The organism is Tractidigestivibacter scatoligenes (assembly GCF_001494635.1).
Taxonomy (GTDB): domain Bacteria; phylum Actinomycetota; class Coriobacteriia; order Coriobacteriales; family Atopobiaceae; genus Tractidigestivibacter; species Tractidigestivibacter scatoligenes.
Map to the genome: position 1 here is coordinate 71,230 of NZ_LOJF01000011.1, position 24,635 is coordinate 95,864.

Annotated in this window: 21 protein-coding genes; 5 read left to right on the forward strand and 16 right to left on the reverse strand. The window is 63.7% G+C overall.

The window, feature by feature from the left end:
- Nucleotides 1-61: 61 nt before the first annotated feature.
- The 3 genes from AUL39_RS08995 to AUL39_RS09005 all read right to left on the reverse strand — a co-directional run bounded on the left by AUL39_RS08995 (nucleotide 62) and on the right by AUL39_RS09005 (nucleotide 4,454).
- Complete coding sequence (locus AUL39_RS08995) at nucleotides 62-1,585, reverse strand: FAD-dependent oxidoreductase (RefSeq protein WP_059055489.1); 1,524 nt, start codon at nucleotides 1,583-1,585, stop codon at nucleotides 62-64.
- Nucleotides 1,586-1,759: 174 nt separating this feature from the next.
- Complete coding sequence (locus AUL39_RS09000) at nucleotides 1,760-2,737, reverse strand: flavodoxin family protein (RefSeq protein ID WP_059055492.1); 978 nt, start codon at nucleotides 2,735-2,737, stop codon at nucleotides 1,760-1,762.
- A 124-nt stretch (nucleotides 2,738-2,861) separates the two neighbouring features.
- Nucleotides 2,862-4,454 carry a PucR family transcriptional regulator gene (locus tag AUL39_RS09005; protein ID WP_059055493.1) on the reverse strand — a complete coding sequence of 531 codons (1,593 nt, stop codon included), beginning with the start codon at nucleotides 4,452-4,454 and terminating at the stop codon, nucleotides 2,862-2,864.
- 144 nt (nucleotides 4,455-4,598) lie between these two features.
- Between AUL39_RS09005 and AUL39_RS09010 the strand changes: the two genes are divergently transcribed.
- Genes AUL39_RS09010 through AUL39_RS09025 form a run of 4 tightly spaced genes read left to right on the forward strand, consistent with a single transcriptional unit; the run spans nucleotide 4,599 to nucleotide 8,510 of the window.
- Nucleotides 4,599-4,997, forward strand: a complete 399-nt coding sequence (locus AUL39_RS09010) for a hypothetical protein (RefSeq protein WP_059055495.1) — start codon at nucleotides 4,599-4,601, stop codon at nucleotides 4,995-4,997.
- Between the two features lie 39 nt (nucleotides 4,998-5,036).
- Nucleotides 5,037-6,032 (forward strand): phosphate acyltransferase, encoded by a 996-nt coding sequence (locus AUL39_RS09015; RefSeq protein ID WP_059055498.1) that lies wholly within the window; start codon nucleotides 5,037-5,039, stop codon nucleotides 6,030-6,032.
- A gap of 45 nt (nucleotides 6,033-6,077) precedes the next feature.
- Nucleotides 6,078-7,202 (forward strand): butyrate kinase, encoded by a 1,125-nt coding sequence (buk, locus tag AUL39_RS09020; RefSeq protein WP_059055500.1) that lies wholly within the window; start codon nucleotides 6,078-6,080, stop codon nucleotides 7,200-7,202.
- A gap of 3 nt (nucleotides 7,203-7,205) precedes the next feature.
- Nucleotides 7,206-8,510 carry an MFS transporter gene (locus tag AUL39_RS09025; protein WP_059055502.1) on the forward strand — a complete coding sequence of 435 codons (1,305 nt, stop codon included), beginning with the start codon at nucleotides 7,206-7,208 and terminating at the stop codon, nucleotides 8,508-8,510.
- Nucleotides 8,511-8,676: 166 nt separating this feature from the next.
- Here the strand turns inward: AUL39_RS09025 and AUL39_RS09030 are convergent, their stop codons facing one another.
- The 8 genes from AUL39_RS09030 to AUL39_RS09065 all read right to left on the reverse strand — a co-directional run bounded on the left by AUL39_RS09030 (nucleotide 8,677) and on the right by AUL39_RS09065 (nucleotide 15,608).
- Entirely contained in the window at nucleotides 8,677-9,573 is an 897-nt protein-coding gene (locus tag AUL39_RS09030) for an MBL fold metallo-hydrolase (protein WP_059055505.1), read from the reverse strand.
- Between the two features lie 96 nt (nucleotides 9,574-9,669).
- Nucleotides 9,670-10,179, reverse strand: coding sequence for a hypothetical protein (locus AUL39_RS09035; protein ID WP_059055506.1), 510 nt, complete (start codon nucleotides 10,177-10,179; stop codon nucleotides 9,670-9,672).
- A 209-nt stretch (nucleotides 10,180-10,388) separates the two neighbouring features.
- Entirely contained in the window at nucleotides 10,389-11,504 is a 1,116-nt protein-coding gene (buk, locus tag AUL39_RS09040; protein ID WP_059055508.1) for a butyrate kinase, read from the reverse strand.
- Nucleotides 11,505-11,506: 2 nt separating this feature from the next.
- The gene (locus AUL39_RS09045) at nucleotides 11,507-12,514 is read right to left on the reverse strand and encodes a phosphate acyltransferase (protein WP_059055510.1); all 1,008 of its coding nucleotides are present in this window, start codon (nucleotides 12,512-12,514) and stop codon (nucleotides 11,507-11,509) included.
- 88 nt (nucleotides 12,515-12,602) lie between these two features.
- Nucleotides 12,603-12,842, reverse strand: coding sequence for an acyl carrier protein (locus AUL39_RS09050; RefSeq protein WP_059055512.1), 240 nt, complete (start codon nucleotides 12,840-12,842; stop codon nucleotides 12,603-12,605).
- A 54-nt stretch (nucleotides 12,843-12,896) separates the two neighbouring features.
- Complete coding sequence (locus tag AUL39_RS09055; protein ID WP_059055514.1) at nucleotides 12,897-13,364, reverse strand: Zn-ribbon domain-containing OB-fold protein; 468 nt, start codon at nucleotides 13,362-13,364, stop codon at nucleotides 12,897-12,899.
- A 39-nt stretch (nucleotides 13,365-13,403) separates the two neighbouring features.
- Entirely contained in the window at nucleotides 13,404-14,711 is a 1,308-nt protein-coding gene (locus AUL39_RS09060; RefSeq protein ID WP_174519251.1) for a thiolase family protein, read from the reverse strand.
- A gap of 276 nt (nucleotides 14,712-14,987) precedes the next feature.
- The gene (locus tag AUL39_RS09065) at nucleotides 14,988-15,608 is read right to left on the reverse strand and encodes a TetR/AcrR family transcriptional regulator (protein WP_059055517.1); all 621 of its coding nucleotides are present in this window, start codon (nucleotides 15,606-15,608) and stop codon (nucleotides 14,988-14,990) included.
- Nucleotides 15,609-15,760: 152 nt separating this feature from the next.
- Between AUL39_RS09065 and AUL39_RS09070 the strand changes: the two genes are divergently transcribed.
- Entirely contained in the window at nucleotides 15,761-17,374 is a 1,614-nt protein-coding gene (locus tag AUL39_RS09070) for a PucR family transcriptional regulator (RefSeq protein WP_059055519.1), read from the forward strand.
- Nucleotides 17,375-17,500: 126 nt separating this feature from the next.
- On the opposite strand, the gene AUL39_RS09075 is transcribed toward AUL39_RS09070, so the two are convergent.
- From AUL39_RS09075 to leuS, 5 genes are all read right to left on the reverse strand, one after another.
- Nucleotides 17,501-18,478: a flavodoxin family protein gene (locus AUL39_RS09075; protein ID WP_059055521.1), complete on the reverse strand. Its 978-nt coding sequence runs from the start codon at nucleotides 18,476-18,478 to the stop codon at nucleotides 17,501-17,503.
- Nucleotides 18,479-18,743: 265 nt separating this feature from the next.
- The gene (locus AUL39_RS09080) at nucleotides 18,744-20,663 is read right to left on the reverse strand and encodes a CocE/NonD family hydrolase (protein ID WP_059055523.1); all 1,920 of its coding nucleotides are present in this window, start codon (nucleotides 20,661-20,663) and stop codon (nucleotides 18,744-18,746) included.
- A 10-nt stretch (nucleotides 20,664-20,673) separates the two neighbouring features.
- Nucleotides 20,674-20,922, reverse strand: coding sequence for an acyl carrier protein (locus AUL39_RS09085; protein WP_059055526.1), 249 nt, complete (start codon nucleotides 20,920-20,922; stop codon nucleotides 20,674-20,676).
- A gap of 155 nt (nucleotides 20,923-21,077) precedes the next feature.
- Nucleotides 21,078-21,704: a 4'-phosphopantetheinyl transferase family protein gene (locus AUL39_RS09090; RefSeq protein WP_160327071.1), complete on the reverse strand. Its 627-nt coding sequence runs from the start codon at nucleotides 21,702-21,704 to the stop codon at nucleotides 21,078-21,080.
- A gap of 121 nt (nucleotides 21,705-21,825) precedes the next feature.
- Entirely contained in the window at nucleotides 21,826-24,390 is a 2,565-nt protein-coding gene (leuS, locus tag AUL39_RS09095; RefSeq protein WP_059055529.1) for a leucine--tRNA ligase, read from the reverse strand.
- Between the last annotated feature and the right edge of the window lie 245 nt (nucleotides 24,391-24,635).

Consider the following 24,635-nt stretch of genomic DNA (forward strand, 5'->3'; position numbering starts at 1 on the left):
GCAAGATGGCGCGCCCCGCCGCATGCGCAGCGGGGCGCGACCCATCACGCGCTCTTAGGTACTAGTCCCACTCGTCGTCCGACGCGGACTCCATTGAGAGGGCAGCCGCGTTCTCGCCGGCAATGCGGCCGGAGTTGAGGCAGAAGCCCATGGTATTGCCCGGGATGGAGTAGTTGTAGGAGTCGCCGTAGATGGTGCAGGCGTCCGTGCCCACGCAGTAGAGGCCAGGGATGGTCTTGTACTCGTCGGTCATGACCTCCATGCGCTGGTTGATGAGGACGCCGCCAAGCGTGCCGTAGGCGCCAACGTACTGGCGGCAGGCGTAGAAGGGGCCGTTCTCGAGCGGCATCATGAACTCGCGCTCCTTCTCGAAGAGCGAATCCCAGCCCTCGGCGCACATGGCGTTGTACTCCTCGACGTTCTTGACGAGGCCCTCGGGGTCGATGCCAATCTTCTCGGCAAGCTCCTCGAGCGTATCGGCCTTGGCGATCACGTGGTTGCCGTTACCGTCGAGGTAGGTGTCCTCATCGCGGGCAAACTGCTCGTCGAAGCCCTGATAGAGGTCCTTGGGGTGGACGTGGCTCACGATGTCCGGGCCATCCTTCTTCCAGTGCTTGAGCATCTTGGAGTCGAAGATCGAGAAGGCGACCTTGCCGGGCAGGTGGTTGATCGCGTTGCCCACGAAGGTGGTGTTGAAGATGTCATCCTCGGGCATGAAGCGCTCGCCGTTGCGGTCGCACCAGTAGCAGGGCTGGCGGAAGCCGCCCTCGACGTAGAAGTGGTTCATGTTGTCGGGGAGCTGATACATCATCTCCATGGTCACGGGCGTGTGGCCGGCGCCGACCTTGTGGCACATGTTGAAGCCGTCGCCATCCATGCCGGGCACGGCAAAGGAGTAGAGGTTCTTGCCCCAGTCAAAGCCGATGAGGTCCTTGATCATCTTGGGGTTGGCGCCAAAGCCGCCGGTGGCGACGATGACCGCCTTGGAGGTGATGTCAACCTCCTCGCCGTTCTTGTCGACGGCCTTCACGCCCACGACGGCGCCCTCGTCGTTGGTGATGAGCTCCTTGCCGGGGGTCTCGAACATGAACTCGACGCCCAGTGCCTGGGCACGCTCGGTCATGCGCTTGGTCATCGTGGTCGCGGCGCGCGGGCCGGGCTCGGAGCCGTCCTCGGGCTGGACGACGTGCCAGGTGTACTCGCCGTCGGCGTAGGCGCGGGTGCGCTCGCGGGCGCGGAACGCGGGGCGCACGGAGTTGAACTTGACGCCCATGTCCATGAGCCACTGGATGGTGTCGCCGCTCTTGAAGTAGTACGCGCGCACAAGGCGGGGGTCAACCTGGTAGTGGGTGTAGAACATGTGGCGACGGAACAGCTCGCCAGGGGTGACCTCGATCATCGAGGCCTTCTGCACCGGAGAGCCGGCCGCGCAGGGGCCCATGCCCATGTTGGCGGCGCCGCCGGTGTTGGACGCCTTTTCCAGAGCGATGACGCTTGCGCCGTTCTCCGCGGCAGAGATCGCCGCAGCGAGTCCGGAGAGACCCGCCGCAACGACGACAACGTCGGTTTCAAGCTGCTTGGCCATGTCATACCTCCATATTTGGGACAACAAGACGCTTTGTGTAACGTAGACACTTAGTAATGTCGCAGCACCGGGCCGTACGGGCTATGTGCGGCCGTACAAAAGAACGGCATCGCGCCCCGCACAAAACTGTGCGCGGCGCGCGATGCCGTGGGAGAGTCGCCGTGTGCGGGCCCGCTAGCCCCTCGAGGGCATCGTGGGCTGGATGAAGGCCTTGTACTTCGCGACGCGCTGCTTGTACTCGTCACCCTTCTGAAGCTGCGCGAGCTCGCCCTCCATGCGGCCAATGTCCTCGCCGTGGATCTGCTTGCCCTCGGCGGTGTCGTGCGCCCGGAAGAGGCCGCGCTCGTCGTAGCACTCGTCGTGGCGGTACTCCACCTGGATCTTGCCGTCGACAACGCTCACGTGGCCCTCAAGGCCGCAGACGGAGCAGATGGCCTTGTCGGTGCCGGGGACCAGGTAGAAGTCGTTGGCGTGGCAATGCGGGCAGACGCCCTCGGCACCCTGGTAGGAGGCGTGCTCAGGGTCCTTGGCGGCGCGGGCGAGGTTCACGCCGATCTGGTGTGCGCGGGCAACGACCTTGTCGTCGAGAAGGGCGCGCTTGGACCAGGGCACCCACTCGTTGTCAATGACCTTCCAGGTGGGGGTCATTGACTGGATCGCGTGGTCGGACTGGACGTGCGTGCCCCAGTCGGAGCCGCCGATGCCAATGTAGGAGACGGGCTTGCCCGGGCAGATGATGCGCGGGTCCGGCGCCTTGGACTTGCCGCCCTCGGCGGCGATCTTCTCGGCAATGTGGGTGGCAATCACGTTGTTGCCGGTATCCATACGGGGCCCAAAGCGGTCCATGATGGTGTGGAAGAGGCCGGACGCGCCCGTCTCGAAGATGGGGTCGCACATGATGATGCCGTCTGCCTCGGCCATCTTGAAGAACAGCCAGTCGAAGTCGTCCTTGTGGATGCACATGTTGCCCTGGCCGCTCATGAGCATCTTCACGCAGGTGATGCAGCCGGTGCAGTGCTTGATGTTGAGGTCCATCGCACGGATGAACTCGACCTCGCAGCCCTCCTCGACGGCCCCCATCAGCGCTTCCTTGCAGATGCTGTCGTTGTTGCCGTTCTTGGTTCCAAACGAGACGCCCAAAACCTTTGCCATGGGACACCAACCTTCCCTCTCGCAGCGTTTCCGCCACGCCCCCGCGCGACGGCCTTTCCTGATGGCAGAAGCCTATCGCCGGGAATGCTGTGCAATTGCATAGAAGATTGGCCGAGAAAGTCCCTCAGCTTGTCTCGAGAAGGTCTCCGTTGACTGCCGCGTCATCTCCCAGGGCGTCGAGAACCCGCGCCGTGAAGGAGACCGCCAGGCGGTCGTCGCCGTCCTTGAGGTCGAGCTGGAATAGCTCGCTAATCTTGTTCACGCGGTAGAAGTAGGTGTTCCTGTGCACGTTGAGGGCCTCCGCCGCCTCGGCGGGGCTTCCCGGGAAGCGCACCGACATCACCGCCGTCTCGAGGTAGGCGCTCCCGTGCGCTCGGTCGTAGCGCGCCATCGCCACCACGCGCTTGTCGAGGAGCATGTCGGAGTAGCCAAGGCCCTTGAAGACGGATGCCACCATCTGGAAGCGCCTCTCCCAGAAGAAGACCACGCGCTGGCGCTCCCCCCTCTCGAGGGCGTCCGCCTCGTCGAGAAGGATGCACTGCTTGAGGCGGGGACGTACCAGCATGACGTCGGAGAAGGGCTCGCTCACAAAGGCGCGCATGTCGTTGTGTTCGAGCGAGGCCATGAAGCTCCTGTCCCTCAAGATCCTGCGCTCGCACGTCTCGTAGTCCCCAAAGCCCTGGCCGGCGGCCTCCCCAAGCGAGACGAGCACGACAACCGCAGAACCAAAGATGGTCCAGACGCTGCCGGAGAGCGCGTCTCCCACAAGCTGGCCAACACGCGCGTAGTAGTCGTGGCCGGCACCGGGCTGCCCCACCACGCGCAGCAGCACGTAGTTGCAGTCGAGCGGGACATCGGCGATTCGCAGGTGCTCTCGAACGGCACCCTTGTCCTCGAACTTGCCAGAGAGAACGTCCGCAAGAACGGACGAACCCATGTCCACGCGCTTTCCGGCGACGCCAAGCCTATCGATCATGAGGCCGGCGAGCGAGGTGGCGAAATCGATGAGCTCCAGGTCGACGCCCGTGACCTCGTGGGTCACCTCAAACGCGTCGAAGCGCCCCATCTCGAGGCGGTGGTGGTAGATGATCGAGGTCACGCACCGCAGGTTGTCGGCCACGTTGGTGGTGATGATCGAGTGGCGCGAGCTCCTCACGGAGCTGAGAATCCCCGACTCGGCGAGATGGTCCTCAACCGACTGCGAGACGTAGCCATTCTCGACCGTGGCGGCGATATCGGGGCGGTCGCTGGGGATTTCGCCGGCCGTTGCCAGCACCTTGTGGTCGGTGTTGCTTATCACCACCGGGTTGCCAATCACCTCCGAGGCGCGACGGGCGAACTGCCTGAGGTCGTAGGAGTCCAGATAGCAGCGGAAGAGCGCCTCCCTCCTCACGGCAAGCTCGCCGCTCTTGAGCACCAGACGCATGAAGGCCTCCTGGAAATCGCTCGGAGAGGCCTCGCCAGTGACAAACACCACGTTGCGCGGGGGCTTGTGGTACTCCTCGTCCAGCTCGCCCTGAACGTAGACGAGCATGATCCCATCGCCCGTCTGGGGGACGTCGTTGCTCTGGAAATCTGCCATGGAGCCCAGGCACACGACACCCTTTGACCCCACGTTCCACTCGGGAGAGACGATGAGGTCCCACTCGAGCAGCTCGTCATCGTGGATGTAGGAGCTCGTAATGGGCAGCTCGTTCAGGATGGTCCGAAGCCTCATCTCTCCTCCTCAGCCGTGCTGTGCTCGTGCACAAACATAGTAACTTCTCCGCGCAAGTAATTTGGTGCGCGTTCCATGGGAGCCAGTTTTGGTGCGCCGTACTCTAGCTTGTGGACTATCGCGGAGAGACACGAGGGGCATGCCATGTGCGAATGGAACATCAGAACGCTCGTCAACGACATCGTCCTTGCGCTCGTCATCAACACGAGCGCAACGCTGCTTGCAGGCGCGCCGCTGGCGTGGGCGACCTGGTATCCCTACACCTGCGTGGCGTTCACGACCAACGTCGTGGCTCAGCTTCTCGTCCCCACGGTGAGCATCTCGCATTCGCTCACAAGGGGTCTTGACGGGAAGGGCGCGCGACCGTACGTCGCGATCTTCGTTGAGAACCTGATCTTCGTCACGATCATCTCCCTCACCGAGGCGGTGACGCAGGTGGGCCCGGCCCAGATGCTTGCCGCGTGGAGCCAGACGTACCTGCAGCTCGTTCTTATCGGCTATGTGACGTCGGTCATCCTCTTCAAGATTCCCTCCAGGCGATAGTGGCCAGCAGCATACAAGGCCAAGGAAAGGTAGAAGGACATGGCACTTATTGACGAGCTCATTGAGAAGGCACGCAAGACGCCCAAGGTTGTGGCGCTTCCCGAGTGCGAGAACGAGGACACCCTGCTTGCGGCAAGGCGCGTCGCGGACGATGGCATTGGGACCCCGGTCCTCGTGAGCCCTGCTGACGTCATCGCACAGACGGCAGAGCGCGCGGGTGTCTCGACCGAGGGTATGCGCATCGTGGACACCGCAGACGCGGAGGCGGCAGACGCCCTCGCCGAGCGCTACATGAACGCCGGCCGCGAGAGGCTCTTCTCGGCAAAGGCCGCCCGTCGCAAGCTCAAGAACCCGCTCAACTACGCCATGATGCTCGAGGACCTTGGCGACGTGGACTGCACGTTCTGCGGCCACACCAACACGACCGGCGACGTCCTCATGGCCGCCCAGATGATCATTGGCCTGGCCGATGGCGTGGACGTGCCCTCCATCCTGGCGCTCGTGCAGACTCCGGGCTTCTCCGGACCCGAGGGCGACGTCATCGCGCTCGCCGACTGCGGCCTCAACCCCGAGCCCACGGCCGAGGAGCTCGCCTCCATCGCGATTGCCGCCTGCGACAACGTGGCCTCCCTCATGGACTGGGAGCCCCGCTGCGCCTTTATCAGCTACTCCACGGACGGCTCTGGCGAGAGCCCCAGCGTCGAGCGCATCCGCGAGGCCCTCTCGATTGCCCGCGACCGCAGGCCCGACCTTGCCCTCGACGGCGAGTTCCAGCTTGATGCCGCCATCGTCCCGGCGGTTGCCGCCAAGAAGGTCAAGCGCGAGAGCGCCGTGGCTGGCCGCGCGAACGTGCTCGTGTTCCCCGACCTCAACTGCGCTAACACCGCCGTAAAGCTCATCCAGCTCTTCGCGCATGGCAAGGGCTACGGCCACAACCTCTCGGGCTTCAGGCACCCGGTGGCAGACAGCTCGCGTGGCTCCTCCGTCGAGGAGATGGTGGGCGACATCGCGATGCTCGTTCTCTCCGCCCGTTAGCAGCACGACCGCGCCAGAAGCCAGAAGCAACCAAAGGAGCACCACATGACCTATCGCATACTCACGCTCTCCCCCGGCTCGACCTCCACCAAGGTCGCCGTCTTCGAGGGCGAAAAGGCCCTCATGAGGGAAAACGTCCGCCACGACCCTGCTGTGCTGGCGGGCTTCGACAAAGCGGCGGACCAGCTGGAATTCCGCACAAAGACCGTACTCGACGCGCTTGAGGCAGCGGGAATCGCGCTCGAGAGCATCGACGCGTTCTCGGGCTACTGCGGCGGCATGGGCCCCACGGTCGGTGGCATCTTCCGCATCGACAAGACCGTATGCGACCACGTGCTCAACTGCGGGATGAACCACCCCGCCATCCTAGGCGCGCCCATCCTCTTTGACCTTGCCGGCCGCTGCGGCAAGCCCGCCTTTGCCGTGAACCAGCCCGACACCGACGAGCTCGAGGACGTTGCCCGCATCACCGGCTACCCCGGCATCTACCGCAAGAGCCACGTGCACTGCCTCAACCAGAAGGAGTGCGCCATCCGCTGCGCGGCGTCTCTCGGCAAGGCCTATGACGAGGTCAACGTTATCGTGGCGCACGTCGGCGGCGGCCTTTCGGTTGCAGCGCACAGGCGCGGGCGCATGGTCGACACGAATGACGTGCTGGAGGGCTCGGGCCCCTTTGCCCCCAACCGATCCGGCGATGTGCCGGCAAAGCCCGTCGCCGCTCTCGCCTTCTCCGGCAAGCACGACAAGAAGGAGGTCATGGGGGTCATTGGCAAGACCGGCGGCCTCAAGGGCCTGCTCGGCACCGACGACGCGATGGAGATTGACACGCGAATCGACGCGGGCGACGAGTGGGCAAAGCTCGTCTTCGAGGCCATGGCATACCAGACCGCAAAGCAGATCGGTGCCTTCGCGTCCGTGCTCGAGGGCAAGGTCGACGGCATTGTTCTCACGGGCGGCGTCTCGCACGACCAGCGCTTTGTTGACTACGTCACAGAGCGCGTGAGCTGGATCGCACCTGTGAGCGTCTTTGCGGGCGACTTCGAGATGGAGGGCGCGGCAGCCGGTGCGGTTCGCGCGCTCGACGGCGCGGAGGACGTCATGACCTACACGGGCGAGCCCTCCTGGGACGGCTTCAAGCTGGACGGCGCTCCCGCCGACGTGGAGGCCTAGGGCATGGCGAGAAACAACGCGACCACGCGTGGCGGCTTTCACTACGCCTACCTCATCGTCCTCTCGTGCATCGTGATAACATGCCTTCCCTGCTCGCTGGTTCTCTCGTGCGCGGGCATCTTCTTCACGCCGGTCTCCGAGTTCTTTGGCGTGCCCAAGGCATCCTTCACGCTGTACTTCTCAGTGCTCAACCTCGCCATGATGGCCACGCTTCCCGTTGCCGGCAAGCTCCTGGCCGCGCAGGACTCGCGCGTGGTTCTCTCCGTTGCCACCGCGCTCTGCGGCCTGGGTATGTTTGGCATGGCGTCCTGCCAGCAGATCTGGCAGTTCTACCTCGTGGGCGTTGTGCTGGGTATAGGCGTGGCACCTCTCATCTACCTGGCCGTCCCCACGCTCATCAACGCCTGGTGCGTCAAGCGTGTGGGGTTCTTTGTTGGCCTGTGCATGGCCTTCACGGGCATTGGCGGCGTCATCTTCAACCCGCTGGGAACGTCGATCATCCAGTCGTCGCCAGAGGGTTGGCGCCAGGCGTATCTCGTCTTTGGCATCATCATCCTTGTGGGGACGCTGCCGTTCACGCTCTTCGTGGTGCGCGGCAAACCAGCCGACAAGGGGCTTCTCCCCTATGGCGCAGACGAGGTTGAGGCTGCCGACGGTACAGGTACCAGCGCTGGTGCTGACGCAACCGCGCCTGCGAAGGGCGTCTCGGCCGCCGATGCCATGCACACGCCCGCGTTCTGGGCAATCGTGGCCTTCTGTGGGCTGATAACGCTCAACCAGACCGTCTACCAGTTCCTCTCGAGCTACGCGCTTTCGTTTTCCGATTCGCTGCCGCAGATTGCCGCCGCGTCGGGCATCGTCGCGTCCGCCGCGATGGCCGGCCAGGCGATTGGCAAGGTGTTTCTCGGCTCCGTGAGCGACCGTTCCGTGCGCCTTGGTGCCGTGTGCGGCATCGCCGTTGGCGCCGTGGGCGTCCTTCTCATGTGGGGCATGCCATCGGTGCTCGCGCTGCTGCTGGTGGGAGCCTTCTGCTTTGGCGTTGTCTACGCAATGACCACGGTCGAGACGCCGCTTCTGGTGCGAAGCGTCTTTGGCTCTGCGGACTACGCCAACATCTACTCGCGCGTCTCAATGGTTGGATCGCTGATGAGCGCTGTTGCAGCGGTATTCTGGAGCCTGGTGATTGATTCGGCCGGCGGATACGGCCTGATGTTTGCCCTGTCGCTGGTGTGCATGGCTGCGTGCCTGGCACTGGCAATCTATGCGCTTGCGCACGCGCCCAAGGAATCCGCGGGTTCCGGGCGATAGGCAGCGCACGCACGACGGTTTTGCGCGAGAAGAGCCTCCGGCGCCACCTGGGCGCCGGAGGCTCTTTTTGTACGTGATAGCTGCGGGAATGCGCCCTATGGCGCCAGAATGGCGCCACAGCGGCGACTTCGTACGCACCTGCTGCTAAAACGCGCCCTGTGGCGCGCTACCGCTCCTCGCCGGATTCCCCGTCGCCAGCAGCAGCGCCCTGCGTCCCGCGGCGCCTGCGGCGCTTGTGCTCCCTGGGCACATACGGCCCAATCACCGCGCGAAAGTCTGGCGAATCCGCATCGTCCGTCGGCGTCTCAGGCGAGATGTAGAGCGACCCTTTGAGTCCCTCGATGTAGGTGTACATCCACGAGAGACCGCGCACGCCGCTCAGCGCATAGTCGGCGGCGACGATGAATCCCCGCAGGTCGTCCTTGGTGAACTCGTGGGAGTAGTGGCCAATCCGGAACGTGTCGAAGGGCATCTCGCCCATCTTGTCGAGCGTTTGGCGCCAGTCGGCAATGGGCAGGCTCTCGGGGAAGAAGAGGCACATGCAGGGCGTAACCGCATCGCCAGCAAGCAGGAGTCTACGTTCGCGCAGCAGATAGCCCATGGAGTGGTCGGTGTGTCCAGGCAGGAAGTACCCCTCAATGGTGACTCCGCCCAGGTCCAGAACGTCTCCCTCCTCAAAGTGCGAGAAGTTCGGCCTCCGGCCCTCGCTCATGGCCCAGAACGCCCCCTCGGGAGCACGCCCCTGCTCCACGTAGAAGCTCCGGGCATGCAGGTTCTGCTCCTCCTCCACGCCGAGGTCGACCTCTTCCTCCCGGGGAATGCGCACGTCGTCAAAGAGGTAGGATCCCGCAATGTGGTCGTGGTGGCGGTGCGTGAGGAGCACGGTCACGGGAAGGCCCCCTGCAAGCCCCTCCACCACGGGACGAAGGTCGCCCACGCCTACGCAAGAATCCACAAGCGCCACGCGTTCGCTCCCCTTCACGAGGTAGCAGCGGCAGCCAACGCTGTCCGCTATCTCCCACAGGCCGTCGCCGAGGTCCGTAACCGTAAAGATCTTATCCATGCGAGAAATGCCTCCCTTAAGCCCAAAGTGGCGCCCGAGCCACATGGCCCGGGCGCCGGAACGCCATTTTCTATGCGTGCCCTCCGCGCAGCTGCACTAGCGCATCTGCGGCACAGGGTCGTTGCAGACCTTGCGTGCGAAGTTCTCGATGGGACCCTGCAGGAAGAACGTGACGATGTAGCAGGCAATCCACACCGGAATGATGTTCTGCAGGAAGCCAAAGACCGACGCGATGATTGGCGCACCGCCCAGGATGCAGGCGTCGAGCGTCCCCACCAAGTAGCAGAGGATAAGTGCGTAGACCGTGTTGATGGGCACGTTCACAAGCGCCCCAAACTTGGCACCCTCGGAGGGGTTGGAGCGCTTCATTGCCCAGCGAACGCTCATCTCGGGAAGTGAGGGAACCATGCCAATGATGGTTGCCACGCACCAGGCAAACACGTAGTTGATCCAGAACATGGGCCAGATCCATCCCTCGCCCGGAGCCGGCGTCGCGGTGTGGAAGACGTAGATTGCAAGCCACTCGCAGAGCACGCACAGCACCAAGGCTGTGCAGAGGTTCAGAATTGCTGCCTTCACGAACCGCGTTGAAGTCTTCATCGGCATGAGTGATTCCTTCCCTAGACGCTGGGCATATGCCCAAAGGTACAAAATGCGGCGCACGAGGCATTCCCGCACGCCGCCCGATGCCCTTTATGCTATTAGGAGGTCCCCCAGCGTCCTATGGCTCTTAGCACAAGCTTTCGTCGATATGTGACGACTTTATGTGCTATCGCACGAAGCGAGAAGACCCCCGTTGAGACAGACTCGCATCCCTACTCGAAGCACGCAAAGCCCGAAAAGACCGGACTCCCGGTATAGTGCCTGACCTCTTCCTTGCCGGAGAGAACGCGGACAGCGCCCGCCGCCATGGCCTCCAGCTCGAACTCGCCCGGGTATGCCGTAACGGGGGCAATCCAGCCGCAACCCTCCCGGATGTAGTCAACGAGCCCCTGGTTGTGCACCATGCCGCCGCCAAGAAGGATGCCGTCCACATGACCGTGGAGCACGCCTGCCATCGAGGCGATGTACTTCACGATCTGGTACTCCATGGCACTCCAGGCACGTGACGCCGCCTCGTCGCCGGCCTCCGCGCGACGGCACACCTCAAGGGCATCGGAGGAGCCCAGGAGGTCGGCAAAGCCGCCGCTGCGCTGGCACAGTCTCCTCGTGGTGTTGATGCCGTGCTCCTCGAGGTAGGCAAACGCTTCGATCACCGGAACCGCGCCGCAGCGCGTGGGGGTCATGGGGCCCTCGCCGCCCACGATGTCGTAGCCGTCAATCATGCGCCCATGCTTGTGCGCGGAGATAGAAATTCCTCCCCCAATGTGACAAACAATGAAGTCGCAGTCCTCGTAGCGCTTTCCCAGCGTTGCGGCATGCCGGATGGCCGTCTCCTTGAGGTTGAGCGCGTGCAGGTGGACATTGCGGTAGACGCCCCTGATGCCCGTCATGCGCGCATCGTCGCAGAGTTCGTCGGTGTCGGGCGGGTTCACCACAAAGGCAGGCTTGTTACCCGAGAAGCGCGCGAACTCGTGGGCGAGCTGGCTTCCCAGCTGGGCGGGGTGCTGCACCCCGTTGGCTCCGATCCGCGCGTCGTGGAGGAGCTTCTCCTCAATCTGATAAACGCCGCCCTCGCAGGGCATGAGCCCTCCGCCGCGGCCGACGAACGCGTCCACGCTCGCAAGATCGACCTTGTTCTGGTCGAGAATGTCGAGAATCATGTCGCGTCGGTAGGGCAGCTGGGCAGAGACGTCGCCAATCTCCTTGAGCTTCTGCGCGTCGTGGGCGACGTTTGCCGAGAAGACACAGGCATCTCCCTCGAAGAGACCCACCTTGGTCGAGGTGGACCCGGGATTGATGACCAGGATCCGGTAGTTCTTCTCAGCCATGGCTACTCCTCCTCCAGGCACTGCGCGCGAACGCAGGACATCACGACGTTGCCCACGATCTCGGACACGGGGGCGCTTCTCGAGCAGTCGCAGACGATCTTCTTGAAGCCCTGGAGCATGGGGCCGTACGCATCCGCGTGGCCGAACATCTGAACGAGCTTCACGCCCACGTTGCCCACGTTGAGGTCTGGCCAGATGATGACGTTCGCCCTGCCGGCAACGTCGCTCTCGCGATGGACCTTGTGGGCGGCGACCTCCGGGCGCAGGGCGGCATCGAGCTGGAACTCGCCGTCGATCTTGAGGTCAGGGCGGCGCTCGCGGGCGATGTCGCGGGCGTCACGCACCTTCTGGACCATCTCGCCCGCACCGGAGCCATCGGTCGAGAAGGAGAGCAGCGCGCAGCGCGCCTCGCGACCTGTGAGGGCGCTCCAGGTGTCACAGGCGGAGATGGCAATGGACGCCTCCTGCTCGGGCGTGGGGTTCTGGCACACCGCAGAGTCGCCAAAGCCCAGAAGCTGGCCATCCGAGCCCTGGTAGCCGGGAATGTCGAAGATGCCCATGGACGAGACGGTGTCGATGCCGTCCGCAAGTCCGATGATCTCCTGACCGCCCAGGATGACGTCGCCGGTGGGACAGTCGATGCCGCCGAAGGTGATGTCCACGTCGCCGAGCGCCTGCATCATGAGGGCGCGCTCCATGGGGCGCGTCACGCGGCGACGCACGCCCTTTGCCTTCCAGCGGCAGTTGGGAAGCACCTCGAAGCGCTGGGCGATGGCCTCGTTGGCCTCCTCGTCGGCAAGGTCGACAAGCTCCACGCCCGCAAGGCTCACGCCCTGCTCGTCAGCGTTTTTCCTGATCGCCTCGGCATCGCCAACCACGGTGCACGTGGCAAGGCCCTCTGCGGTGAGCTCCGCCACCGCCTTGATCATGGTGGGGTTCTCGCCCTCGAAGAAGGCAACGCGCTGGACGTCTGCCTTGGCGCGTTCGCGCATGGCATCCATGAGGTTCATGTGTCTCTCCCGTAAGTAGAGAGGGGCGGCCCCAGAAGGAGCCGCCCCGGGGTTTCCTGGCAGTGCTGCGTGCGAGAAGCGCTGGGTGCTACTCCTCGACCTCCTCGGCAACGCGGTCGACGAGCTCGCCGAAGGTCTTCATGTTCATGATCTCGGAGACGGTGACCTCGGCGTCAAGCTCGTTCTCGATCATCGAGGTGAGGGCGATCATCTTCATGGAACCCTTGCCCAGCTCGTCGAAGGTGGTGTCGGGCGTGATGTCGGCGTCGGTCTTGTAGGCCTCCTTGGCGAGGCCAGCGAGAGTTGCGAGAAGCTCGTTCTTATCCATGGTTGGTTCCTTTCGATTGGTTGTTGTTTTATGCGCGGTACTGCCCTAGGGGCCTTACTGCGCGACCTCGTCCAGCTCGAAGCAGGGCTCCCACCACTCGACCATCACGTCCGAGCCCTCCTTCTCGGGCACAAGGCGCTTGATGGGCTTGAAGTGGACGCCAATGGTCTCGTGATTCTTGTAGAGACGCTCCTGCAGCCCCTTCACGACCTTCTTCTTGCCGCAGAAGATCACGAACGAGTACTCCGTGCCCTCGTCGAGACGCACCTTGCCGTAGCCGTAGGGCGCGACCTCCTTGAGGTAGGGCTTGTCGTTCTGGATGCCGGGCACCACAAAGGACTCGAGCGTGCCATGGCCAGAGAGCTCCACCCACTCGGTCTGGTGGTAGCCGCAGGCGTTGCAGCCCAGGTGCGGCGGAAACTCGATGGCACCGCACTCCGTGCACTTGCGGCCAAGGAGCTTGCCCTCGGCAACGCCGTCGTAGAACTTCTTAACGATTGGCTCCATGTCTTCAAGAAGCATCGTGTACCTCCTCTTGGTTGCTTGGGTGCGCGCCGGGCGCTAGTCGTGGGTGCGCAGGATCTGGCAGCGGATGTTCTGGCCGCCACCAAAGCCGCGCAGGAACGTGGTCTGTGGAGCCTTGGGCATCTGCGTGGCACCGGCCTCGCCGCGCATCTGTTTGACGGCCTCGACAACGTCCGCCACGCCCGAGGCGCCGTGCGCATGGCCAAAGTTGCAGCGGCCGCCGTGCGTGTTGATGGGCTTGTCGCCGTCAAAGCCCATACGACCGTCGATGGCGTACTGCCAGGCCTCGCCGCGCGGGATGTAGCCAACCTCCTCGGCGGCCACAATGTCTCCTGCCAGGAAGAAGTCATTCACGAAGAGCAGGTCAAGCTCGTCGGGGCTCACGCCGGTGAGCTCGTAGACCTGCTGGGTGCCAACCTTGGTGCCGTTGTACTCGTTGTCCGGGGTCGCGCCCTCGAAGGCGGCGGCACCCGTGCCCAGGACGTCGATCACCTTGTGGTCAAGGCCGCGGGCAACAGCCATATCGGTGGGCATGACCACCAGGGCGGCGGCGCCGTCGCACTTGATCTCGAAGCCGGTCACGCGCAGGTACTGCGTGACCTTGGGGTTGCCAAAGCCCTTGAGGTACGCATCGGCATCCGGGAGGTCGTTCTCCTTGGCAAGCTCCTCGAAGGTCTTCGTCGAGAAGGCCAGGGGGTTGAGAACGGCGTCGCGCCTCAGGGACTTGGAGACGCCGTTCAGGGCATCGTCAATCTGCTCTGCCGTGAGGTCGTACTCCCAGCGGTACTTGTTGATCCAGTTGTCGAACGAGATGCCAAACGCGGAGTCAAACGGTCGGCCGTAGGCGCGGTCGTAGACCTTGGGAATGGAGGGCAGCATCTCGGAGAGCGGGAAGTCGCGGCGGAAGCAGCCAGGGGCATCCACCACAGGAAGCGAGGCCGCCAGGTCCACAGCGCCAGAAAGCACCACGTCATAGGTGCCGGAGGCAACCGCCTGCACGGCCTCCTGCAGGGCCACGTAACCCGTGCAGCATGCCTCGGAGTGGTGCACCGAGCCAATGCCGCGCACGCCAAACCAGTCCGCCACCTGCATGTTGGGCGTGAGGGAGTCGCCAATCATGAAGGGGTTGGCGGCGCCGTGGTAGAAGTACTGGATGTCGCGCGGCTCGAGGCCGGCGTCCTGGATGGCCTCCAGCGCGGCATAGCCAAAGGCGTCGCCCTCGCTCATGCCCTTGGTCTGGGGGTGGTCCTCGAAGTTCTTGAAGGGCGTGCAGCCAACGCCCACGATGGAGACGCTGCGTGCCTGCTTGCCAAGCTTGACCAAGACAATCACTCCTTTGCTCATATGCTGCAGAACAATCGCTCCGTACGAGCACAGGATATGGGGCGAGAAAAACGCAAGGCGGGACATTAGCGCAGGCGGCGTCCCACGTTACGGGACACACGTGGCAATTCTGTTTCTTTTTGCAGGTAAAGTTAGGTTGTTTGCTACGCCCAAAGAAGCTGAGACGCACATTGCCCATCCTTGTGCGCATGCATAAACGAGCAGGTAGAGTGGCAAATCAGGGGGTGGGTATCCCCCACCGGAGCAACACGGGCATCGTGCCCGGGGGAGCGGTGCCTACAGGCGCGCGAACGGGTCTTCGGGAAGCTCGAGCGCGGTCTTCTCATCAATGAAGAGCGGCGAGTAGTACATGCGATTGAGCATGGCGGCGACCTCGGCAGGGGGAATCTCCGGGCGCTTCTCCAACCAGTACTGGATGAGGTTGTTGTGGCCCGCTATCACAAACGAGAGGTACAGGTCTCGATGGAGCTCCGAGCCACCCACACCCTGCAGTCGGATGCGGAAGTACTCGTGCATGAGCATCGTGGCCCTGTGCTGAAAGACGGGGTCGCCATGGTCGCTGTTGAGCGCCACGATCTTGTCGCGGTTTGCCCGGAGCACCTCCATGCGTGCGACCATCGACTGCGTGGGCTTGAGCTCGGCCTTGTTAAACTGCACGCCAAGCGCGGTGTTGTTGATCGTGCGCATGGTGTCGAGAAGGCCAGCCTCGAACTGCTTCACCACGTCCTCGACGCTGTCGTAGTGACGGTAGAAGGTCGAGCGAGAAACGCCGGCCAGGCGCACCACGTCCGCAACCTTGATGTTGGGGATGTCGGTCGTCTCCATGAGGCCAAAGACCGCCTCTTCGATTCTCTCCTCAACGGTCCTCTTGGCGTTTCTCGCCGTGCTCCGCTTCATCGTCACACCCCCCCAAACAGCCATCTCTTCCTGCACATATGCTGAACTATAGCCGATGAGAATCTCACCGCCCGCAGAACGCGAGACCAACGTGCGAGAAGATATTCCCCTATTATTTGTGTGCTTGCACATACGAGAAGGGGGACTCGCACATGGAACTCAAGGAGCTGCTGTCACGCCTGCCCGAGGGGTCCGTTGCCACAAGGAAGCTCCGCGATCCCGAGGTAAACATCGACAACATCTGCTTCCTCACGCCCGCGACGGGGCTCCCCCATCCCAACGTCCTGTACTTCTCGGATGACGTTCACCTCCCGGAGGCGCCCATCGAGGACATTTTCAACGTGGTGCTGTTTGGGTGCCAGGAGGTGCCGAAGGGGCTGCTGGACAATCCCTCCTGCAACGTGATCCTGCTCCGCCTGGAGTTCAACCCTTTCACCTGCTACAACGAGCTTCAGGGGTTCTTCCTCGAGGACATCCAGGTAACTGACATCGTGCGTCGCATGCTCACCGCGCACTTCTCCAACAACGGCCTGCAGTACGTCGTCGAGGAGGCATCGAGGGCGCTGGGCAACCCCGTCGTAGTGGTGGACAGCGCCTACCACTACGTGGCGCGCCATGTTGAGGGAAAGCTCGATCCCAGCCGCCACCTGGACCAAGTGCTCGAGCAGGAGTTTCGCTACGAGTCCATCCTCGAGGACGGCGTTGCCTTCATCGAGCATGCCCGCATCACCGAGCGCTGCGCGCAATCTCCCAGGCCCATCGTGATCTACAACGAGGTCCTGGGCGCGAACACCATGGTCACGCCCTCGGTTGTGCACGGGGTAACCATCGCGCACACTATGGTGATCGAGCGCGACCACCCGTTTGGCGACGTTGACCTGGAGTGCATGGGACGCCTGGGTCGCTTTGTGGCGCAGGAGATGCAGAAGACGAACCTCTACACCGCAAGCCGCGGCCAGATGGACTCCTACTTCCTGGTGAACCTGCTCAACGACGAGCAGCCCAGCCATGCCGTGACCGCACGACGCCTGAGCGTGCTGGAGTTCACTCCCCTGCCCGAGCTCTACATTGCCGTCCTGGACCCCAACCACGCGCGCGTGGCACCACATGACCTCAACACCATAGCCATGCAGCTCACGGGATGCCTCCAGAACAGCATCTACGCAACGTACGAGGACGCGCTGGTGGTGGCCTTCTCGCGCGAGAAGGGCGCTGGCCTGGGTGACTACACCGAAGAGCTGCTCCGCAAGGTCGCCGACGTCAACGACCTCTCGATAGGCGTGAGCAACGCCTTTGACGACCTCACGCACATCCGCAGCCACTACGAGCAGGCACGGGCAGCCATCAAGGCGGGGCGTATGGTCTCGGTCTTTCTCGAGGACGGACAGGTTTACCACTACTGCGACTACGCCTACGTGCAGATGCTCGGCCTCACCAACACCCAGTACAACCTGCTGAACTTTGTGCATCCCTCGCTCATGCGCCTGGCACGCTACGATCGGGACCACGGGACCGAGCTCATGGACACGCTCTTCATCTACCTGCAGAACGCATGCAACACCCAACGCGCCGCCAAGATGCTCAACCTGCACAAGAACACGCTGCTCTACCGCATGGGTCGCATCCGTGAAATCCTGGGGTGCAACCTCTCCTCCGGCGAGGACCAGTTCATGCTTCAGCTCTCGTACCGCGTCCTCTTCTACCTCGACCTCTTTAAGTCACGCATCAGCACCTCGCGCAATGACTTCAGAATCGAGAACGAGTAGGAGCAGGACCGCCCCGAGGGTGCGCCAAACCAGACCGTCCGCCTTCCGGGCTAGAGCAACACCGCCCGACTGCGGGAAAGACTCGCAGCCGGGCGGTACAGTTAAGCGCTGGCGGAGAAGGAGAAGCTACCTCTTAATCTCCAGGGTCGGGAACTTCATGTCGCGGTACTTCTTCATCTGGTCCTTGATCTGATCCTGCTGCGCAAAGAACTCATCGCGCGTCTTGTTGATCTCGTTCAGGTGCTCGGCGCGAGCCTTGTCGTTGTTGCGGTCGCGGATGAGGCCATTCTTGGGGTCAATCACCAGCATGGGACGACCGGTCTCGGGGTTGGTGCCCAGCGTTCCGCCGGCACCGCACACAGCGCACTCCCACGGGAACTCGATGCCGTCCCAGTGCTTGTCGCCAGGGTAGACGAGGCTGGAGTGGCAGTTGGGGCACACGCCGTCGTTGGGATCGCCGAGCCAGCCGCGCTCCTCGACGGGGGTGTTGATGGCCTTCACTATGTTCTCGCCCATCTTGCGCGCGCGGGGCAGCTGGTCGGCGTAGACGAAGGTGTTGCCGGGTCGGCCGTCGCGCGTGGCCATGTAACGGTCGACCACCTGGAGGGACTGGGTGAACATGGTCGCCTGCAGGCTCTCGAGCGCCAGCGACTGCCAGTCGTGCATGGAGCCACCCACCGAGATGAGGCCGGCAACGGTGTGCGGGTTCTCCTTGACGGCACCGATGGCGAGCAGGAACGAGAGCTCATAAGCAAGGAAGCGCTGTGCCAGGCGCGTATAGAGCGAGCTCGGCGTGAGGTCGTAGGTGGGAACCACGAAGATGATGCCCTGGCACGTGTGCATCTCGGTGATGATCGCGTCCGTGTCGTCCTTGTCCTTGAGGATGCAGCCGTGGTACTCCTTCTGAAGGCCGGCTGCCATCTTGCCCATCTGCATGGTGCAGCCCTCGCAGCCGGTGCACGGCAGGATGTTGTAGTCGAAGAGATTGAGCAGCTCGACCTCGCCGCCCGCCTCCTCAACGGCGCACAGTGCCTCCTTGGCGAGAGCCTCGCCGTTACCACCCTTCCTGCCTGCGCAAACGGCCATAACCTTGAACTTTGCCATGAAGAACCCCTCTCCTGGGATGTGGGATGCTTGGCGCGTGGCACCGGCCTAACCGGTCTCGCGCACGCCTCCCTGATGGTAGGCGGCGGAGTTCTCGCGGTATTCGTCTGTCGAGACGAAACTGCATCCGGGGTTTGGATGAGGGTTGTGCAAACGCACGGTGGCGTGCGGCGCGCACCCGCTGCTGCCGCACCGTAACAGAGAAGGGCCCTCTGGCCTTGTGCCAGAGGGCCCTACGGCAATGCCGTCTTATCGGGCTGTCTGCCTAGCGGTGCACGTACTCGCCCGCCTGGTACCTCGGTGGCACCACGGGCACCTCGATCCAGGACTCCCACTCGCCACCGGTGTGGATGTTGTGGGTGCCGTGGTTGTCGGTGTCCCACGAGAGCGGCTCGAACCACCCGTCGCGGATGTAGCGGCCCGAGATCTGCACGCGGAAGCGCTCGCCCTTGTGGTACACGCGAGCAGTGGGCACAATCGCGATGTCAACCGCGCGCACCTCGCCCTCGGCGAGCTTGTTGGTGTCGGTCATCGTGTAAACCGGGGTGTGCGCCTTGGTGAGGGCGGTGTCGACCGTCGCGCGAGACACGCGGCACTTGCCCCACGCACCCGGGTGCGGCTCGTCGAGTGTGAGCCAGGGCACCCAGTTGCCCTCGGCGTCGGCCTTCTGGATGTTCACGAAGAGGTCCATGTCATCGAAGCCGTCGCAGGAGACAAAGAGGTGCAGGTTCATGTAGCCCGTGATCTCGACGTCCTCGGGGAGCGTGAGGTCAAAGTCGACCTCTTCGTCCGCCGGGTCGTAGCTGGCCTTTGCCTGCGTGGACACCGGCTCGGTCGAGAGCGAGAAGCACGCGGACTTGTGGTCGAGCGGCGCGCAGTCCTTGGGCGCGGACGCGTCGAGGTAGAGCTTCTTGTACTGGGTGCGCTTGATGGGCCAGGCCTTCTCGGGGCGCTGCTCCTGGTAGTCCACGTCGTAGCCGTCCATGATGTCCAGGCGGACGCGCGGCGTCATCTCCCAGCCGTTGTGGATGCCCTTGAGGTAGCGGTCGTAATAGCGCAGCAGGTCCTCGAGGTTCTCGGGGTTGTAGGTGTCAGGCCACTCGAAGTCCCTGTGCGCGCGCATCCACTTGAGGTGGCTGCGGCAGCGCCTCCAGGCGTTGAACGAGCCCGGCAGGTGGAAGTGCGACCAACCGGCGGTCTGGTAGACGGGGATCTTGACCTTGCGCACGTCCGCGCGCTTGTCGTTCCAGTAGGCGTTCATGTCAGGGTACATCTTGGCCATGGCGACCTGGTCGTCGACGCCGTTGGGGCCCGTCACCTGCGCGGCAATGAACTTGTTGAACGAGAGGGCAGGCACGCCACCCTCGAAGAAGCTCTCGCGGTAGAGGTCGGTCGTGCACTCCCAGGGCGCAATGCAGGCCAGGTGGGGTGGGCAGGTGGAAGCGATGCCCCATTGGTGCATGGCCACACCGGAGTTGCCCGACATGCCTACTCGGCCGTTGGACCAGAGCTGGGCGGCAACCCACTCCACGAAATCGTAGCCGTCCTCGCGGTCCTGGTGCGTGAACATGTGAACCGAGCCCTCGGAGTGGCCCGCACCACGCACGTCCACGTTGGCCACGGCGTAGCCCTTGTAGCACCAGAAGAGCGGATCGGGCGACTCGAACTTGGCGCACTTGGAGACCGTCGCGGGGGGCACGCCCATGATCTGCCACTCGCTCATGCCGTCGCCCGGGCGCTTGCCAAACCATGACCACGAGACGATCGTGGGATAGCGGCCCTCGGCCTCGGGCTTGTAGATGTCACAATAGATCTTGGTGCCGTCTCGCATGACCACTTCCTGGTCCTGCATGCACACCACGCCGTCAGCCGCTTGGTAGGTGTGTGGGTTGAACGGCGGGCAGAAACCCTGGCCCATGCGGGCCATGGGGTCGTCGCTCGCGGAGAGGTCAACCTCTGCCTGGTTGTCGTTGGGCTGACGCGCCACGCGGTAGGCCGCCATGACCTCGTCCTCGCCAAAGGCCTCGCGGTGCAGGAAGATGTAGCCCTCGGTGTCGGGGTCCCAGTAGATGGGGCACTCGTCCTCGTTGAAGCTTGCGCACTCGCCCGTCATCTTGATGAGGTCGTGCAGCTTCTTGTCGGTGACGGGAACCCAGTCCTCAGGAATCCTAGGCTCTAGAAACATCGCACGCCCCCTACTGGTCGAGAAGGTCGCAGACAAAGTCCGTGGCCTCGCCAAACGTGGCGCAGCGGCGGAACTTCATGTAGGGAACCTCGATGTCGAGCTCGTCCTCGAGGTAGGTCGTAATCTGCGAGACCTGCACCGACTTGATGCCAAGGTCCGCGAACTTGGTGTCCTCCGTAAACTCGGAGGGGTCCTTCCCAAAGAGCTGGCTGGCGCGGGTGGTGAGCGCGTCCCAAACTTCCTGACGATCCTGGTCCATGTCTGCCCCTTTCGCGGCGTCGATAAAGCTTCTTACGTGTATGAGTTTGGGGCCGGACGCATGGCCGGGCAATGTAAGGGGATTCAAATTGGGGCCATGGGGCCACCGGCGCATTGTGCATCAGTGCAAAGGAACGCCGAGAGGTACCGACGCGATTAGTGCTTGTGGGCGCTCTGCTCGCCCTCGAGAAGCGAGATGGCCTCGCGCATGCCCAGGCGATGGACGAGAGGTGCTGGCTCTTCTCGGGTGGCGCAGGTCACCGCGTGGCCGTCTACCAGCGTGTGCGCGGTCTGCCAGCCCTGAGGGAGCTGCCCTCCTCGCACGTCGAAGGCAAAGCCGCGACCATCGGCCTTGAGCACGGCCTCCACGCGTGTCCATGCAAGCGCGAATGCCATAGCCGGGTCTGGCGAGGCCTCCGTCTTCGCCAGCTCCTCGGCCGAGAGCACCCTCCGTAGGGCGTCTCGCTGGAGCCTGCCGTACTGGGCTGGCACCTCCTCCACGTCCACGCCCACCACGTCGGGAGCAACCGCGAGGACGGCAATACCATCGTCGTGCGAAAGCCCAATGTGCGGGAAACCCGTGGCCAGCTCCGGCTTGCCCTCGGGTCCCAGCACAAGCGCGTCATCCGATTGCACGCCAAGGACGGACGCCAGGAGTAGCCCCGCCGCAAACTCACCCAAGCGCGCAGGCTCCGGCGCTTTAGTCGTTGCCTTCCCCTGGTAGCGCGGACAAACGAGCCTCAGGTGAGAGGCCCAGTCTACAGGTGCGTCTGTGAGTGGCATGATGTGCAGGTCAACGTGCATGCGCATACTCCGGATAAGGATGCTAACAAGAAGGCGGGCTCGGCGCGTGTGCCGAACCCGCCATAACAGATGCCAGCGTACGCCAGACGGCGCAGACGTGCTAGATGGCGACGATGTTCACCAGGCGTCCGGGCACCACTACGACCTTCTTCACGGTCTTGCCGGCGATCTGCTCGGCAACCGCCTCGCGTGCCGCGGCCTCGAGCTCCTCCTTGGAGACGTCGGCAGCCACCTGTATGCGGGCGCGCACCTTGCCCTTGACCTGCACTGCGATCTCAACCAGGTCGCTCTTGGCCTGCTCGGCGTCAAACTTGGGCCAGGGCTCGTTGTACACGGAGCCGGTAAGGCCAAGCGCCTCGTGGAAGAGCTCCTCTGCCCAGTGCGGGCAGATGGGGGCCAGCATGGTCACGATGTCGTGGGCAACGCGCCAGGCGAGGGCGGCGTCGCGCTTGTCCTCGGGGACGTCGTTCACGTACTTGGACGCCGCGTTCACAAGCTCCATCGACGCGGAGATGGCCGTGTTGAACTGGCCGCGGTCAAAGTCGTTCGTGCACTTGATGCCCAGCTCGTGGAGGGCGCGATTGAGCTCTGCGTCTGCACCGGAGAGCTTTGCGGGGTCGACCTCTCCCCTCTTGGCGCCGTGCGAGAGCAGCCACACCACGCGCCAGGCGCGCTTGATGAAGCGGTTGGCGCCCGCGACCGCCTCGGGGTCCCAATCGAAGTCCTTCTCGGGCGGAGCCACGAAGAGGATGGCCAAGCGCATGGTGTCCGCGCCGTAGGGGTCGATCACGCTGGAGGGCGGGACCACGTTGCCCTTGGACTTGGACATGGTGTCGCCGTTCTCGTCCTTGACCATGCCCTGGCAGAGCAGGTTGGTGAAGGGCTCGTCCACGTCGATCATGCCCATGTCGCGCAGGACCTTAGTCCAGAAGCGCGAGTAGAGCAGGTGGAGAATTGCGTGCTCGATGCCACCGATGTAGTTGTCGACGGGCATCCAGCGGTCCACGGCCTCCTTGGAGAAGGGGGCCTTGTCGTTGTGGGGATCGGTGTAGCGCAGGTAGTACCAGCTGGAGCACGTGAAGGTGTCCATGGTGTCGGTGATGCGCTTGGCCGGCTTGCCGCACTTGGGGCAGGTGGTCTCGTAGAACTCGGGGCACTCGGCGAGGGTGTCGCCTGCGCCCAGATCGAGGTTGTCGGGCAGGCGCACCGGCAGCTGGTCCTCAGGCACGGGCACGTCGCCACAGCAGTCACAGTGGATCATGGGGATGGGGTTGCCCCAGTAGCGCTGGCGGCTGATGAGCCAGTCGCGCAGGCGGAACTGCACCTTGGTGCGGCCGCAGCCGTGCTCCTCGAGCCAGGCAACGATGGCGTCGACGGCCTCGGAGTGCTTTCCGCCCTTCATGCCCGTGAACTGGCCGGACTGCACGAGGTAGCCCTCGGCTGCCATAGCCTGGTCCCAGTCGACGTTGGTCACGCGCAGCTCGCGCTCGTCCTTGAGCTCGTCGTAGAGGGGATCTTCCTTCTGGCAGATGATCGGCGGGATGGGCAGGCCGTACTTACGCGCGAAGTCGAAGTCGCGCTGGTCACCGCAGGGGACGCCCATCACGGCGCCGGTGCCGTAGTCGAGAAGGACGTAGTCGGCAACCCACAGCGGGGCGGGCTTGCCCGTCACGGGGTTGATCACGTAGCGGCCGGTGAAGACTCCGTGCTTCTCGCGCGCAGAGCCCTGGCGGTCCACAGAGGAGACCTTCTCGGTTGCCTCCTTGAGGCGCAGGTAGTCGGCCTCGTACTGGGTGCCCTTGACGAGCTCGGCGGCAAGGTCGCTCTCGGGCGGGAGCACCATGAACGAGACGCCAAAGATGGTGTCGGCGCGCGTAGTGAAGACGGAGATCGTGCGGTCGGTGGGCGTCACGCCGTCCTCGGCGGCCAGCCTGAAGTCGATCTCGGCGCCCTCGGAGCGACCGATCCAGTTGCGCTGCTGGGCCTTGACGTTCTCCGGCCAGCCGGTGAGCTTGTCGAGGTCATCGAGGAGCTCCTGGGCGTAGTCGGTGATCTTGAGGTACCACTGGGAGAGCTCGCGCTTCTCGGGGATGGAGCCGCAGCGCCAGCAGCGGCCCTCGACGACCTGCTCGTTGGCGAGGACCGTCTTGCAGGTGGGGCACCAGTTCACGGGGCTGGTGGCGCGATACGCCAGGCCGCGCTTCCACATCTCGATGAACATCCACTGGCCCCACTTGTAGTACTCGGGGTCGCAGGTGTTGAACATGCGGTCGTAGTCGTACGAGAAGCCCATGCGCTTCATGGTCTTGACGGCCTGTGCGATGTTCTGGTAGGTCCACTTGGCAGCTTGCGTGTGGTGCTTGATGGCCGCGTTCTCGGCAGGGAGGCCAAAGGCGTCGAAGCCCATGGGGTGCAGCACGTCATAGCCGCGCATGCGAGCCTGGCGGGCCATGGCGTCACCGATGGTGTAGTTGCGCGCGTGGCCCATGTGGAGGTCACCCGAGGGATACGGGAACATCTCGAGTACGTACTTCTTGGGCTTGGAGGGGTCCTCGTCGGTCTTGTAGAGCTCCTCGTCCTCCCAGGTCTTCTGCCACTTGGTCTCTATGGCCTGCGCGTCGTAGGCAGGCACCTCGAAGTCATTCTGCTGAGTGCTGTCGCACATGTGAAGCCCCTTCTCGCTCCTTTGCATAGCCTGTCGATTCTAGCAGGTATCCCCGTGCGCGGCAGGGATGCGGAACCTGCTGGACACACAGCGGGAGCGGGCGGGGCGGGGCGCGGCCGTGGTGCAGCGGCGGAGTGGCGGTACCGAGGCGACGCCCCTCTCGGCGCTGGCACCATGGCCTTCTCGGCACCCGCCCTCTGCTCCTTCTAGACCCACCTTCCGCGGAGAATAGCTCCTTTTCTTAA